Here is a 13,641-nt window from a genome sequence, read left to right as displayed (position 1 = left end):
ATCGGGACAAGAAGCTAAAATTGATCTCATTGAAAGGGAGATCATTATGCATAAGTATTTTTTATTTATCGTATTCGGCGCTGCTTTTTTTCCGAACTCCGGTGCTTACGCCAACATCCGGACCAGCCTTCATAACCCGCCTGCAATGACACATATTCACCTGGCTCGCGATGCGAGGCAAGTAAATAAGCGGTATATAGGTGGTTTTGATACGGAAGATGAATGTAAGAAAGTTTGCCGTATCACTGCAGGAGATAACTACTGGTACTGCACGCGCTATTATACTATTTGGGATTGTCGTATATGGAGCAACTAGGGAAAGTATAGGTTGATTTTGATTGCTAGTAAAGATAAAAAGCCCCGGTGTTTGGCCGGGGCTGTTCAAAACGCGGATACTTGATACTCTTTACGCGAAAATTATCCGTGAATTTCGCGGAACTGCTTTGCATTGATGCCGAGCGTCTCGAGGTCTTTCGCGGCAGGCTGATGACCAACCCGCACCGCAGCCGAAGCGCGGACAGCGCTACCAAATTGCGCGAATGCACGACCGAAACGATTGTTAAAACGGGCAAACATTTTTCATCTCCAGTCCGGACAGTTTCTTCGTCCGTGACTTTTAAATGGCGATGAAGCCGGGCGTTTTGAAGAGAGTTCCGTGCATGCCTGCCATGCAGCACGTGCATGTGGTGGCCACCGCCATCAGGCGGTGGCTTTTCCCGCTGAATATCGTTCATCGCGAAATGAGACGTTTTTGCGTGGGGTTTTCTTCCACGAGCGCAGGCGTCGGGTCGGATGTAGCGACGGCGGGCGGTCCTTCGACGCCGCGCTGGCGTTCGCGGATGAATGTGAACATGCCGGAAATGACGATCAGCACAATGCCGATCAGCATCGCCATATCGATATGATCGTGGAAGACGAAATAGCCGAACAGGATCGCCCAGATCATCTGGCTATATTGCGGCGATGCAATCGCACTGGCAGGCGCGTGATGTGCCGCCAGCATGAGCAGAATATTGGCGAGTGCTGCCAGCAGGCCATATCCAGCCAGATAGACCCATTGCATCGTATCGGGTGCCTGATAGGTCGGCAGCATCAGCGCGCCGCAGATGACGATGGGGCCGATGAGCCCGCTTGTATAAAGCGAGATGCGCTTTTCCTGTTTACCCATCACGCGGAAAATGATGATGCCGACTGCGCCACCCATGCCGCCGGCGAGCGCACCGAGATGGCCAATGGACAATTCGCGGAAGCCGGGCCGCAGAACCACCAGAACACCCGCAAAGCCGATGGCGACTGCCAGCCAGCGCCGCCAGCCGACCTGTTCCTTGAGGAACACGACGGACAATATAGTGACGAATGCAGGCAACAGGAAAATCAGGGCGAAAGCTTCCGCCATTGAAAGATGTGTAAATGCGGTGACGCTGCCGACAGTCCCCATCGTGGTCGTGACCATGCGCAGAAACCACATCTTCACATTGGTGGTTCGAAACATATCGAGCCAGCTGTCGGTGGCTTTCTTGGTGAAAGGGACGGCAAGCAAACCGAGCACTGCGCCGAAAAAGGCGGTTTCGTAGGGAGACAGCGAGCCGTCAATGAATTTGACGCAGGCATCACTGATAGCGAATGCAGCATAGGAAGCAAACGCGAGGAAAATTCCGTAAAGCATGACTATGTCCGTAAAGACGGGTCCGAAACCGCGGAGGCCGAAAAGAGGGGAGGAGGCTCTTGTCGATCCTCTAATCGATTGGAGACACATTGGCAAAAGACATTTTAGTAAAACTGCTGCTGAGCCAGTATAAATCGAGAGGTGCGATTTCGCCTTTTTCAAGGCTTGGAGCTCTCGCGAAAACGCATGCCTCATTTGCAATCATATCCGTGGTGGAAATTTAGACAAACGCCTATTTCATGCTCATCCAAACGAGGAGAGAGCAAATGAACATTCGTCAGAAATTCCAGCAGTATGTATCCCGTCGCCGTGCAGTTCGTGAACTCGGTGCAATGGACGACCATCTTCTTGCCGACATCGGCGTTTCGCGTTCGCAGATTCAGAGCGCCGTATTCGGTCGATAAGTGCTTATGGAGCGTCTTTCGAAGGATCGCCCCGCAAGTACAATTGAAATAAAGTGACAAAGCGTCGGTCTCCAGTCCCGGCGCTTTTGCTTTTTCTGCCTTGCCATAGAGTATTTTAGCAATTTCTTTTGTGATCAGCGCATTCCAGCTGGCAATTCTATTCCTCCGATTCTTTAAAAATTCGAGCTTGCAGACGGGTGATATAACTGTCGCATGGCTGTTGTTTTGCCGTGGGATCCACTCTCTTTTCGCCGGTTTTTTCGAAATCCAATCGCATTTGGGACATTTCTGATCCCGTTTTGAGACAACTTTGAATTGTTTCTTGCATGGTCTCTCATATACTCAATCTCGCGGGGGCTGATGATGAAGAGCATTTCAAGGTTGAGATGTTCAGGCTTTGAGTGCTTCTTCATCGTCGCTCTCTTTTCAGAGCAATGACTATTCAAACGATTGTTACAGCGGCTTGGCCGTAATATTGTGTGAAAACATCTATACTGAGACTGGCATCCTTGCGCATCGGGCGATCAGATTGCTAACTGATCGCCCGATGACATAAAAGCTCACAAGGCGATGGGGCTCGCAAGATGATGGACCTCCTATGGCGCGGTATCCTGATTGGGATCGGCGCAACAGTGGTGATGGATATTTGGGCAATCGTACTGGCAGCTATGCCGGGACAGGCTGCTCCAAACTGGGGGCGGGTTGGTCGCTGGTTTTGGCACCTTCGCAAAGGCCAGATATTCCATGACGATATAGGCCAGGCTGCGCCCTACAAGCACGAGGTCGCGCTTGGCTGGATCGGCCATTATGGTGTCGGCATTCTCTATGGCGTGATTTTCGCTTTCTATGGCGGGGCGGCGTGGTTCGAGGACCCTGTCTTTCTGCCCGTCTGGATCTTCGGCATATTAACGGTCGCTGCCGGTTGGTTTCTGCTGCAGCCGGGGCTGGGAATCGGCTGGGCGGCATCCCGTTTGCCGAATGCGCGTCATGTCCGTATTATGAACCTCGTCGCGCATACATTTTTTGCGCTTGGCATGTATGCGACCGCGCTTTTGCTGAAAAGCGCTTTCTAATCAGCATGTTGAAGATCGCATTCGTCGCCAAGACGGGTGCTTTTTTTTGAAGCACTTTCAAATATTTCCCCGCAAATGGGGAACTGGTGTTCGGGGACAAGTCAGTCCACACTTCATCAAGTCAATAAATAGGCATTCTCAAGGCAGAATTGTGTGCAGATCGTGTAGAGAACTGTGCATTGCCTGCAATGAGGTGTATGGGGAACCAGTCCGTCCGTGCAAAATGCGGCGGCGTCTAACATTTTGGCAATCCCAAAGGGTTGCTCCATTCTGCATTCCGTGGCGGCGCAGCAAATCTGTCCGTGGCGGAATTGGCGTGGGCACCCAAGAAATGGGCCTACTTGCCTCGGAGGAACGATGCTCGAAAAGCTGTTCAAATTACGGGAACATGGCACCAACGCGCGGACGGAAATCATCGCCGGCGTAACGACCTTCCTGACCATGTCCTACATCATCTTCGTCAACCCGGATATCCTGTCCACCACGGGCATGGATAAGAGCGCGGTGTTCGTGGCGACCTGTCTTGCGGCAGCGCTCGGCTCGATCATCATGGCTCTCGTTGCCAACTGGCCGATCGGCATGGCGCCCGGCATGGGCCTCAACGCGTTCTTCGCGTTCACGGTCGTTGGAGCCATGGGCTTCAGCTGGCAGCAGGCGCTTGGTGCGGTTTTCATTTCCGGCATCATCTTCCTCCTTCTGACAGTAACGGGTATCCGCCGCTGGCTGGTTGAAGGCATCCCGCATTCGCTGCGCAGCGCCATCGCCGCCGGTATCGGCATGTTCCTGGCGTTGATCGGCCTCAAAACCGCAGGCGTCGTGGTTGGCAATGAAGCAACGCTCGTCGGACTCGGCGATCTGACCAAAGCTGGCACCCTGCTCGCTATTGCCGGTTTCTTCATCATCGCGGTTCTGGATGCGCTCAAGGTTCGTGGTTCGATCCTGATCGGCATTCTGGTGATTACGATTGCATCGATTGCGCTCGGCATCAGCCAGTTCAATGGCGTGTTCTCTGCACCGCCAAGCCTTGCGCCGACCTTCCTGCAGCTTGATGTCATGGGCGCGCTCCACACCGGCATTCTGCACGTGATCCTCGTCTTTGTTCTGGTCGAAGTTTTCGACGCCACGGGCACGCTGATCGGCGTTGCCAAGCGTGGCGGCCTGATCGAACCGGGCAAGCCGAACCGTCTCGGCCGCGCACTTTTTGCCGATAGCACGGCCATTCTCGGCGGCTCGCTGCTCGGTACCTCGTCCACGACGGCTTATGTCGAAAGCGCCTCCGGCGTGCAGGCAGGCGGTCGCACCGGTCTCACGGCGCTCGTCGTGGCGCTGCTGTTTCTTGCAGCGCTGTTCATTTCGCCGCTCGCCGGTTCGGTGCCTGCTTATGCAACCGCACCCGCGCTGATCTATGTGGCTTGCCTCATGATGCGCGAACTGACCGAGATTGAATGGAGCGACATTACGGAAGCAACGCCTGCCGCGTTGACGGCTCTGGCCATTCCGCTCACCTATTCGATCGCCAACGGTCTTGCCTTTGGCTTCATCAGCTATGTCGTGCTCAAGGCCTTCACAGGCAAGGCACGTGAGGTTCACCTCGCAACCTGGCTGGTGGCGGCACTGTTCGTGATCCGCTTCGCGTTCTTCGCAGAATAGTCTTGCAGCGCTGGGCGTCCGCGCCCGGCGCACTTCCTGACCAGAGATGAGGAGAGAGCCTTTGCAGTCGAACGATTTGAAGCTTCTGGAACGACTGATTGAAGTTCTCGAGAATGATATCATCCCGCTGACGGAAAAAGGCGTTGCCGCTGGCAACAAGATTTTCGGTGCAGCCCTGCTGCAAAAGTCCGATCTTTCGCTCGTTTTGGCAGAAACCAACAACGAGACGGAAAACCCGCTTTGGCATGGTGAAGTGCACACGCTGAAGCGCTTTTATGAAATGCCGGAAAAGGGCAGGCCGAACACCAAGGATATGGTGTTCTTTTCCACCCATGAGCCATGCTCAATGTGCCTTTCGGCCATCACCTGGAGCGGCTTCGACAATTTCTATTATCTGTTCAGCCATGAAGATTCGCGCGATGCGTTTTCAATTCCGCACGATCTGAAAATTCTCAAAGAAGTTTTCACGCTGGAACCGGGCGGCTATAATCGTGACAATGCCTTCTGGCATAGCCATTCCCTGCCGAAGCTCGTTGCAAGTTTGCCGGAGCCGGATCGTTCGCGGCTAGAAAAGCGTCTTGATGCCATTCGCGCGAAATATGATGCGATGTCCGGCGCTTATCAGGCCCACAAGGATGGTAACGCAATCCCGCTGAACTAAAAACTTTAGCGCGCGAAGGCCGATTATTTTTTACCGAAGCTTGACAGGCCGACGGGTTACGCCGCACATCGCTCGTGTTGCGTGATCCGGTTTTGTTTCAGCGAAGACTTTTTGACTTCGCATGCCGGTGCCAGCGTGTCGGCGAGCCTGTGAGGATATTGATGCTGCGTATGATTGTTATGGGCGTTTCGGGTTCCGGAAAGTCCACTGTCGGTGAGAAGATCGCTGCCGAATTGCAGCTGCCCTTTCTGGAAGGGGATTCCCTCCACCCCAAGGCCAATGTCGATAAAATGTCGGCGGGCATTCCGCTTCAGGATGAAGACCGCTGGCCGTGGCTGGACAAGATCGGCGAACAGCTTGCCGCTGCAAATGATGGCATCGTCGTTTCCTGTTCCGCTTTGAAAAAGACCTATCGCGACCGCTTACGCGCTGCTGCCGGTGCACCGGTTCTGATTATCTTCCTCGATGGAACATTCGAAGTTCTCCACGAGCATATGGGACACCGCACTGGCCATTTCATGCCGGTCGCCATGCTCGAAAGCCAGATCGCGACGTTGGAAAACCCGGTGGGCGAGCCGCTTGTTTTCCGGGCAGACGTTGCCGACCCGGTGGGGAAAATCGTGGCGGAGAGCCTTGCCTGGGTTCGCGCGCAGAAGCTCTGAGCGGTCCTATTTCAGCGGCCAGAAGAACATCAATGTCGGCACGGTTACGATCGCGATGATGATGGAAAGCGGCAGCCCAAGGCGGGAATAATCACTGAATTTGTAACCGCCCGGTCCCATGACCAGCGTGTTGCATTGATGGCCGATGGGCGTGAGGAAATCGCATCCCGCGCCGATCGCCACCGCCATCAGGAAAGCTTCAGGCCTGAAGCCAAGACCAGCGGCAAAGCTGGTTGCAATGGGTGCCATGACCAGAACCGTGGCGGCATTGTTGAGAAACGGCGTCACCATCATTGCGGCGACCAAGATCAGCGCCAGTGCACCGGCGGGTGGCAGCTGATGACCAATGGTGGCGAGGGATTCGGCGATCAGATCAGTGCCGCCTGTGGTCCTGAGTGCGTCCGATACGGGTATGAGCGCCGCGAGCATCACCAGAATAGGTCCGTCGATCTCGTCATAAACTTCGTTGAGCGGGATCACCTTAAAAAGCAGCATCGCAACCGCAGCTGCGAAAAACGCAATGGCAACCGGTACGATGCTGAAAGCGGTCGCGCCAATGGCGACAATCAGAATTGCCAGTGGTATCAGGCTCTTGCGGACATTTCCAAGCATCAGCTTGCGCCGCGCCAGAGGCAAAAGCTCGAATTCCGGCAGGAAGGTCGAAAGACTGGCCTGTCTGCCTTGCAGCACCAGCACGTCACCAAAGCGCAGGCGCACTTCGCTCAATCGTTCCGTGATGCGCTCGCCGGGACGACTGACGGCGAGGAGATTGACGTCATAGCGCGCATAAAGCTCGAGCCGTTGCGCCGAAAGATCGACAAGATGGGAATTCTTGCCGATGACGGCTTCAACCACCTCAATGTCGGTCGAGCCGCTCGTGTCTTTCGGGTCGCGATTTTCGGACAGGGTCAGCTTTCCGGCGCTGACAACCGTATCGAGCGCTTTCGGATCGCCTTCCAGCATGACGATATCGTCTTCGGCAAGGACTGTGTCGGGCAGGGGCGTGATGCGCCCTTCCTTGCGGATGATGGCTGTGACCATCGCCTCACCTTCGGCGGGACGGATCAGTTCGGATATCTGCTTGCCTACCAGTGGCGAGGATTTTGAAACACGGGCTTCGGAAGCGTAGTTCTTGATCTTGATCGCTTCGTTGAGCGAAACGTTCTCGCGGGTGCGCTGCGGCACCAGCCAGTAAAAGCACACGAGATAGACGAGGCCGACAGCGGCAAGCACAGCGCCGACCGGCGTGAAATCGAACATGGTGAAAGGCTCGCCGACCATTTCGCCGCGAATACGCGAAACGACGATATTGGGCGAGGTGCCAACTTGCGTCATCAGCCCGCCGAGCAGCGCGCCGAAGGCCATCGGCATCAGGAATGTCGAGGGCGAGACATTGGAGCGGCGGGCAAACTGAAAGGCGACAGGGATCATGATCGCCAGCGCGCCGACATTCTTCACGAAGGCGGAAAGAACCGTCACGATGGCGACCAGCACGGCCAGCTGCAATCGAACGCTGTTCATTTCGGGCAGGAACCGCTGAACGGCAAGCTGCATCAGGCCAGAGCGTGCGACGCCCGCGCTAACCACCAGCGCACTGCCGACAATGATGACGATATCGTCGCTAAACCCACTGAACGCCTGGTCATAGGGGACGACACCGACCGCGATGGCAAGCAGAAGCGCGCAAAGCGCCACGATGTCGTATCGAAACTTGCCCCAGATAAAAGCCCCCATCATGAGTACGATCACAGCGAAGGACAGTATCTGTTGATGAGTCATTCAGTACGCATTCCCAGAAATGAGAAAATTATTCCCTTTCTGTGTAACGCATAAAATTTCAAACGGAAATTGATTATTCAAGGTGATGTAAACATTGCGCATATAAGAAAAGGCGGCGTCTTGCGCTCTGGTTGCAGAGCGCAAGACTGTTTCAATCAGTCGCCGATACGGCGGCCATTCGCATCAAAAAGATGCACGTTCTGCGCTGAAGCGCCGACCTTCACGACTTCATCGATTGCATGGCCCGAGCGTCCGGCCACGCGGAAGACCAGCGGCTTGCCATCGGAAAGCGAGCCATGGATGAAGCTTTCCGCGCCAACCAGTTCAATAGCGTCAATGCGCACATCGGCGTTGAAGCCATCTGCCGGCGGTTCTCCGGCTTCGATGATTCGAATATCTTCCGGGCGCACGCCGAGCGTGAAACTGCCTGACGGGATAGTGATGGCACTGCCCGGCTGCCACAGCGTGCTTGCGCCGCCTTCCATTAGGTTCATCGACGGGGAACCAATGAAGGTTGCCACAAAGGTCGAAGCAGGCTTTTCGTAAAGCTCGATGGGCGTGCCGACCTGCTCGATATTCCCGGCATTGAGCACGACGAGGCGGTCAGCCATGGTCATGGCTTCCATCTGGTCGTGGGTCACATAAACACTGGTGGTGCCGAGCGAACGTTGCAGGCGCTTGATCTCGACGCGCATCTGAACGCGCAGTTTAGCATCGAGGTTGGAAAGCGGCTCGTCGAACAGGAATGCCGCCGGTTCGCGCACGATGGCGCGGCCCATGGCAACGCGCTGGCGCTGGCCGCCCGAAAGCTGGCGCGGCTTGCGGTCAAGAAACTGCTCGATCTCCAGCGCCTTGGCGGCCTTAGCGATCCGGCGTTCGATCTCGTCTTTCGGCGTTTTGCGGTTTCTAAGGCCATAAGCGAGGTTATCGCGCACCGACATATGCGGATAAAGCGCATAGTTCTGGAACACCATGGCGATGTCGCGTTCGGCTGGCTCGACATCGTTGACCACACGGTCGCCAATGGCAATCGTGCCGCCAGTGATGCCTTCAAGCCCTGCGATCATGCGCAATAATGTGGACTTGCCGCAGCCTGATGGGCCGACGAGAACGACGAATTCGCCATCCTGAATATCCAGTGAAACGCCTTTGATGACTTCAATGCCGGCACCATAGCTCTTGCGGACATTATCAAGAACGATTTTGCTCATTATTTTTCCGTTTCCACGAGACCTTTGACGAACCAGCGCTGCATCAGCACGACAACGAGGATCGGCGGGATGATGGCCAGAATTGCCGTTACCATGACATAGTTCCATGGGGTGGATGCGTCGGCCCAATCGACCATGCGGCGCAGGCCGATGATGATCGTGTTCATTTTCGCATCATTGGTAACGAGCAGGGGCCACAGATACTGGGTCCATCCGTAAATGAAGAGAATGACGAAAAGCGCTGCGATATTCGTCTTCGACAGCGGCAGGAGAATGTCGCGCATGAAGCGGAACGGTCCTGCATTGTCGATGCGCGCGGCTTCGACCAGTTCTCCCGGAATGGTCAGGAAGAACTGCCGGAACAGGAAGGTCGCCGTCGCCGATGCCATCAGGGGCAGTGTAAGCCCTGCATAGGTATCGATCAGGCCAAGATCGACGATGACCTTGTAGGTGGGCAGGATGCGCACTTCGACCGGCAGCATCAGCGTCACAAAAATCATCCAGAAAAAGAACATGCGCAGCGGAAAGCGGAAGAAGACAATCGCAAAGGCCGACATGAACGAGATGATGATCTTGCCGATGGCAATCGCCATCGCCACGACGAACGAGTTCCACAAGAGCCGTTCAAGGCTGACACCGACAACGCGCTCCACGCCGCCGAATATGGCTTCGTTATAGTTCTCGATGAGATTATCGCCGGGCAGGAGCGAGATAGGCGGGCGGATGATTTCCGACGAGCTCATCGTCGAGGCGATGAAGGTGTAATAAATCGGAAAGGCGACGATGATGATCCCGATGATCAGGATCAGGTGGCCGATCAGATTGGAGATTGGGCGTTTTTCGATCATGGCCGCCTCGCTCACGAATAATGCACGCGCTTCTCAACGAAGCGGAACTGGAAGGCAGTCAGGGCGATGACGATGGCCATCAGGATGACCGATTGGGCCGACGACGAGCCGAGGTTCAGATTGACGAAGCCATCATTGTAAACCTTGTAGACTAGCGTTTCCGTGGCCTTGGCAGGACCGCCGCCGGTGACGGCATGGATGATGCCGAATGTATCGAAGAAGGCATAGGTCGTGTTGACTACCAGCAGGAAGAACGAAGTCGGTGCCAGCAGTGGAAACACGATGGTCCAGAAGCGCCGCGCGCCGCGCGCGCCATCGATTGCCGCTGCTTCGATTAAGGACTTAGGAATTGCCTGCAAGCCTGCAACAAAGAACAGGAAATTGTAGGAAATCTGTTTCCACGCCGCCGCGAAAACAACGAGGCCCATAGCCTGATTGCCATCCAGAAGCGGGTCCCATGCGATGCCGTTGCGGCGCAGTATATAGGCGAGTGTACCCATCGCCGGGTTGAACATGAACAGCCACAGCATGCCAGCGACCGCAGGTGCCACGGCATAGGGCCAGATCAGCAATGTGCGATAAAAGGTCTTGCCGCGTATGACGCGGTCGGCTGCGGTCGCCAGCAACAAGGCTGCGCCCATGGCCACAAAAGCCGTCAGGACGTTGAAGACAATCGTGACCCTGAAGGAATGCAGATAGTTCGGGTCCGAGAGAACCGCGCTGAAATTTGCCAGCCCTACGAAGGTGGATTTCAGGCCGAACGCGTCTTCACGCATGAAGGACTGATAAATGGCCTGACTGGCGGGCCAGAAGAAGAACACCAGCGTCAGCGCGATTTGCGGCGCCAGCAGGAAATAGGGCAAGATCTTATTGGGGAATGTGACTTTCTGCACGGCGATTTCCTTGCAGGAAACAAAGCCGCCCACTCGATTAAGAGCAGGCGGCATTGCTTGATTTAAAACTTATTGTGCGGCTGCGATCGCATCGTTTCCACGCTTGACAGCGTTTTCTAGCGCGGTCTTCGCGTCCTGCTTGCCGCCGAGCATGGCTTCGAACTCTTCGTTCAGGATATCGCGCACCTGCGGCAGATTGACGAGGCGCACGCCCTTGGAGTTCTCGGTCGGGGCCTTGCCCATCATCTGCAGGATCGGCGTTTCGCGCCCCGGATTCTTTTCATAGAAATCCGACTTCTTGGTTTCTTCGTAAGCCGCCAGCGTCACCGGCAGATAGCCGGACTTCTCGTGCAGCTTGACCTGAATCTTGGTCTGCGACAGGAAGTTGAAGAACTGCGCAATGCCCTTGTACTGGTCGTCGCTGAGGCCAGCGAAAACCCAGAGAGCCGCACCGCCGGGAATGGTGTTCTGAGGCCCATGACCTTCATAATAGGGCAGCTGGCCGATACCGTAATTGGTGCCGGATTTGACCACATCGCCGAGACCACCGGACGATTCCGTCAGCATGGCGCATTCGCCCGAGGTGAAGAGCTGCTTTGCTTCCGAGGTGCGACCGCCATAGCGGAAAGTGCCATCCTTGGCGAGATCGGCAATCGACTGGAAATGCTGGATGTAAAGCGGGGAATTGATTTCCAGCTTCACATCGGTGCCGCCGAGGCCGTTTTCGTTGGTGCCATAGGGCACGTTGTTCCAGGCTGCGAAGTTTTCGGTCTGGATCCAGGTCAGCCAGGTCGAGGTGAAACCGCAAGCCGCAGCGCCGCTCGTCTTGATCTTTTTGGCGGCTTCAAACACTTCCGGCCAGGTCTTTGGCGGGTTGTTCTCATCCAGACCAGCCTTCTTGAAGGCATCCTTGTTGTAATAGAGGATTGGCGACGAGGAATTATACGGGAAGGACAGCATGGTGCCGTCCGGCTTGGAGTAATAAGCGACGATACCCGGCAGATATTGCGACTTGTCGAACTTGAAGCCGCCCTTTTCCAGCACTTCCGCTGCCGGAACCACGGCACCCTCTGCACCCATCATCACGCCACTGCCAGCGTCGAAGACCTGAAGAATTGCCGGCGGCTGCTTGGAACGGAACGCGGCAATGCCAGCGTTCAACGTTTCCGGATAGCTGCCTTTATAGACCGGAACAACCTTGTAATCGCTCTGGCTTTCGTTGAACTCCTTGGTGAGTTCGTTGATCATTTCGTTGTTGGCGCCGGTCATGCCGTGCCACCAGGACAACTCGGTCTGGGCAAATGCCTGCGAACCGATGCAAAGAGCAAGCGCGCCTGTAAGCGCAGAGGTCGAGATCAGACGGGTAAGCATGTTTCCTCCTCGGAGTTGAGGTTGCGTGAATATCAGGAACAGCGAAGCCTGCTCGCGATAACTCCGGAACCTGCATTATCGTTATTACGCTTATATGAATGCAATTTTTAGGGAAGGATCAACCTTCGATTTCACCTATGTCAGAGTAAACCCGAAAATAGTAGCTATCGAAAAGAAAAAAATCGAAAGCCCCGCGAAAAATTGTGAGTGGCTGTGGATTAACTGCGGAGGTTTTATGACGTTACAGGAGACGGGTGTTGCTGTCTTGAGCAAAAAATATAGGAGGCCCGGAATGCCTCCTCGATACTTTGTCTGGATTCGCAGAATTGTTTCGGTCTTATTGGCCCCAGCTGCGCTCCAGCACGTCAATCCAGTTTCCATGGGCCAGTTTGACGAGGGATGCATCGTCATAACCATGTGCCCGGAAGGTTTGGATCACACGCTGAAGGTCGGCGACGCTATGCAGGCTGTTCGAGATCGTCGTGCCGTCGAAGTCCGAACCAAGCGCGATGTGATCGATGCCGATGCGGTTGACGATATAGTCGGCATGGCGCACCAGCTCGTTCAGATCGGTATTCGGGTCGCGTTTGCCATCTTCGCGCAGAAAGCCGACGCCGAAATTCAGGCCGACAAGACCACCGGTATCGCGAATGGCGTCAAGCTGCCGGTCGGTGAGATTGCGGCTTTGCTGGCAAAGCGCATGGGCATTGGAGTGCGACGCAACCAGCGGTGCATCGGATAGAGCGGCAATATCCCAGAAGCCTTTTTCATTCATATGGGAAAGATCGACCATGACCTTCAGTTCATTGCAGGCGCGGATCAGCGCCTTGCCGTGATCGGTCAGGCCCGCCCCGATATCGGGCGATGATGGAAAACGGAAGGGAATGCCATGGGCAAAAATATTGGGGCGGCTCCAGACAGGGCCGAGCGTTCGGAGGCCGGCTGCGTGCAGCACATAAAGCGCATCGAGGCTTTCATCGAAAGCTTCCACCCCTTCAATGTGAAAAACGGAAGCAAAGATGCCCTTGGCAAAAGCGTCGCGAATGTCCGCAGCCGTCCGGCAGATGCGGACCTGCCCTTCCGACTTGCGTTCGATGTTCTGCAGAATGGACGCCATGCCCAGCGTCGCCTTCATGGCATCGGGCTGGCTTGGCGTTGGCAGATTGCCGTCGGCGTCAAGCTCACGGGCAGGAGACGGAACATAGACCGCGCATAGTCCACCGCCGAGGCCCCCCTTGCGGGCGCGGGGCAGGTCGATATGCCCGACATCTTCGCCTTCCAGGAAGCGCTTTTCAGGCGTAGGCTTGTTGGAAGACCACAGGCGCAGCAGAACATCATTGTGCCCATCGAATACCGGAATCAATTGTTCTGTCGCCATGTTGGGAGTTTTCCTTCACGCTGATCATTCAGTTCAATGGCGTAG

At 55.4% G+C, this 13,641-nt stretch carries 14 protein-coding genes; 6 read left to right on the top strand and 8 right to left on the bottom strand.

Annotated features, from left to right (window positions below):
* The first annotated feature begins 46 nt into the window (after window positions 1-46).
* Window positions 47-316: a hypothetical protein gene (locus tag HWD97_RS11140; protein ID WP_371835015.1), complete on the top strand. Its 270-nt coding sequence runs from the start codon at window positions 47-49 to the stop codon at window positions 314-316.
* A 101-nt stretch (window positions 317-417) separates the two neighbouring features.
* Here HWD97_RS11140 and HWD97_RS11135 read toward each other — a convergent pair whose 3' ends face one another.
* Complete coding sequence (locus HWD97_RS11135; protein WP_167836079.1) at window positions 418-576, bottom strand: hypothetical protein; 159 nt, start codon at window positions 574-576, stop codon at window positions 418-420.
* Window positions 577-730: 154 nt separating this feature from the next.
* Window positions 731-1,666 (bottom strand): DMT family transporter, encoded by a 936-nt coding sequence (locus HWD97_RS11130; protein WP_371835014.1) that lies wholly within the window; start codon window positions 1,664-1,666, stop codon window positions 731-733.
* A 266-nt stretch (window positions 1,667-1,932) separates the two neighbouring features.
* Between HWD97_RS11130 and HWD97_RS11125 the strand changes: the two genes are divergently transcribed.
* The 5 genes from HWD97_RS11125 (at window position 1,933) to HWD97_RS11105 (ending at window position 6,116) form a co-directional block, all read left to right on the top strand.
* A complete protein-coding gene (locus HWD97_RS11125; protein ID WP_078336882.1) occupies window positions 1,933-2,070 on the top strand; it encodes a DUF1127 domain-containing protein in 138 nt (45 codons plus the stop codon).
* 584 nt (window positions 2,071-2,654) lie between these two features.
* Window positions 2,655-3,143 (top strand): DUF2938 domain-containing protein, encoded by a 489-nt coding sequence (locus HWD97_RS11120; protein ID WP_167836080.1) that lies wholly within the window; start codon window positions 2,655-2,657, stop codon window positions 3,141-3,143.
* Window positions 3,144-3,500: 357 nt separating this feature from the next.
* Complete coding sequence (locus HWD97_RS11115; protein ID WP_121538279.1) at window positions 3,501-4,793, top strand: NCS2 family permease; 1,293 nt, start codon at window positions 3,501-3,503, stop codon at window positions 4,791-4,793.
* A gap of 61 nt (window positions 4,794-4,854) precedes the next feature.
* On the top strand, window positions 4,855-5,454 hold the full coding sequence (locus HWD97_RS11110) for a deaminase (protein WP_109367275.1): 600 nt from the start codon (window positions 4,855-4,857) through the stop codon (window positions 5,452-5,454).
* A 161-nt stretch (window positions 5,455-5,615) separates the two neighbouring features.
* Window positions 5,616-6,116 carry a gluconokinase gene (locus HWD97_RS11105; protein WP_109367276.1) on the top strand — a complete coding sequence of 167 codons (501 nt, stop codon included), beginning with the start codon at window positions 5,616-5,618 and terminating at the stop codon, window positions 6,114-6,116.
* Between the two features lie 6 nt (window positions 6,117-6,122).
* Here HWD97_RS11105 and HWD97_RS11100 read toward each other — a convergent pair whose 3' ends face one another.
* The 6 genes from HWD97_RS11100 to HWD97_RS11075 form a co-directional block, all read right to left on the bottom strand.
* Complete coding sequence (locus tag HWD97_RS11100) at window positions 6,123-7,895, bottom strand: SLC13 family permease (protein WP_109367277.1); 1,773 nt, start codon at window positions 7,893-7,895, stop codon at window positions 6,123-6,125.
* A 155-nt stretch (window positions 7,896-8,050) separates the two neighbouring features.
* Window positions 8,051-9,106, bottom strand: coding sequence for a sn-glycerol-3-phosphate import ATP-binding protein UgpC (locus HWD97_RS11095; RefSeq protein WP_109367278.1), 1,056 nt, complete (start codon window positions 9,104-9,106; stop codon window positions 8,051-8,053).
* Window positions 9,106-9,954, bottom strand: coding sequence for a sn-glycerol-3-phosphate ABC transporter permease UgpE (gene ugpE / locus HWD97_RS11090; protein WP_121538360.1), 849 nt, complete (start codon window positions 9,952-9,954; stop codon window positions 9,106-9,108). The genes HWD97_RS11095 and ugpE overlap by 1 nt, the downstream gene beginning before the upstream one ends.
* Window positions 9,955-9,965: 11 nt before the next feature.
* Entirely contained in the window at window positions 9,966-10,847 is an 882-nt protein-coding gene (gene ugpA / locus HWD97_RS11085) for a sn-glycerol-3-phosphate ABC transporter permease UgpA (RefSeq protein ID WP_109367974.1), read from the bottom strand.
* A gap of 69 nt (window positions 10,848-10,916) precedes the next feature.
* Window positions 10,917-12,218 carry a sn-glycerol-3-phosphate ABC transporter substrate-binding protein UgpB gene (ugpB, locus tag HWD97_RS11080; protein WP_167836081.1) on the bottom strand — a complete coding sequence of 434 codons (1,302 nt, stop codon included), beginning with the start codon at window positions 12,216-12,218 and terminating at the stop codon, window positions 10,917-10,919.
* A 337-nt stretch (window positions 12,219-12,555) separates the two neighbouring features.
* On the bottom strand, window positions 12,556-13,596 hold the full coding sequence (locus HWD97_RS11075; RefSeq protein ID WP_109367279.1) for a dipeptidase: 1,041 nt from the start codon (window positions 13,594-13,596) through the stop codon (window positions 12,556-12,558).
* Window positions 13,597-13,641 lie beyond the last annotated feature (45 nt).

The sequence above is a fragment of the Ochrobactrum sp. C6C9 genome (assembly GCF_022627935.1).
GTDB classification, from domain to species: Bacteria; Pseudomonadota; Alphaproteobacteria; order Rhizobiales; family Rhizobiaceae; genus Brucella; species Brucella teleogrylli.
The sequence above is the reverse complement of the archived record's forward strand: the minus strand, read 5'-3'. Positions and strand labels throughout refer to the sequence as shown.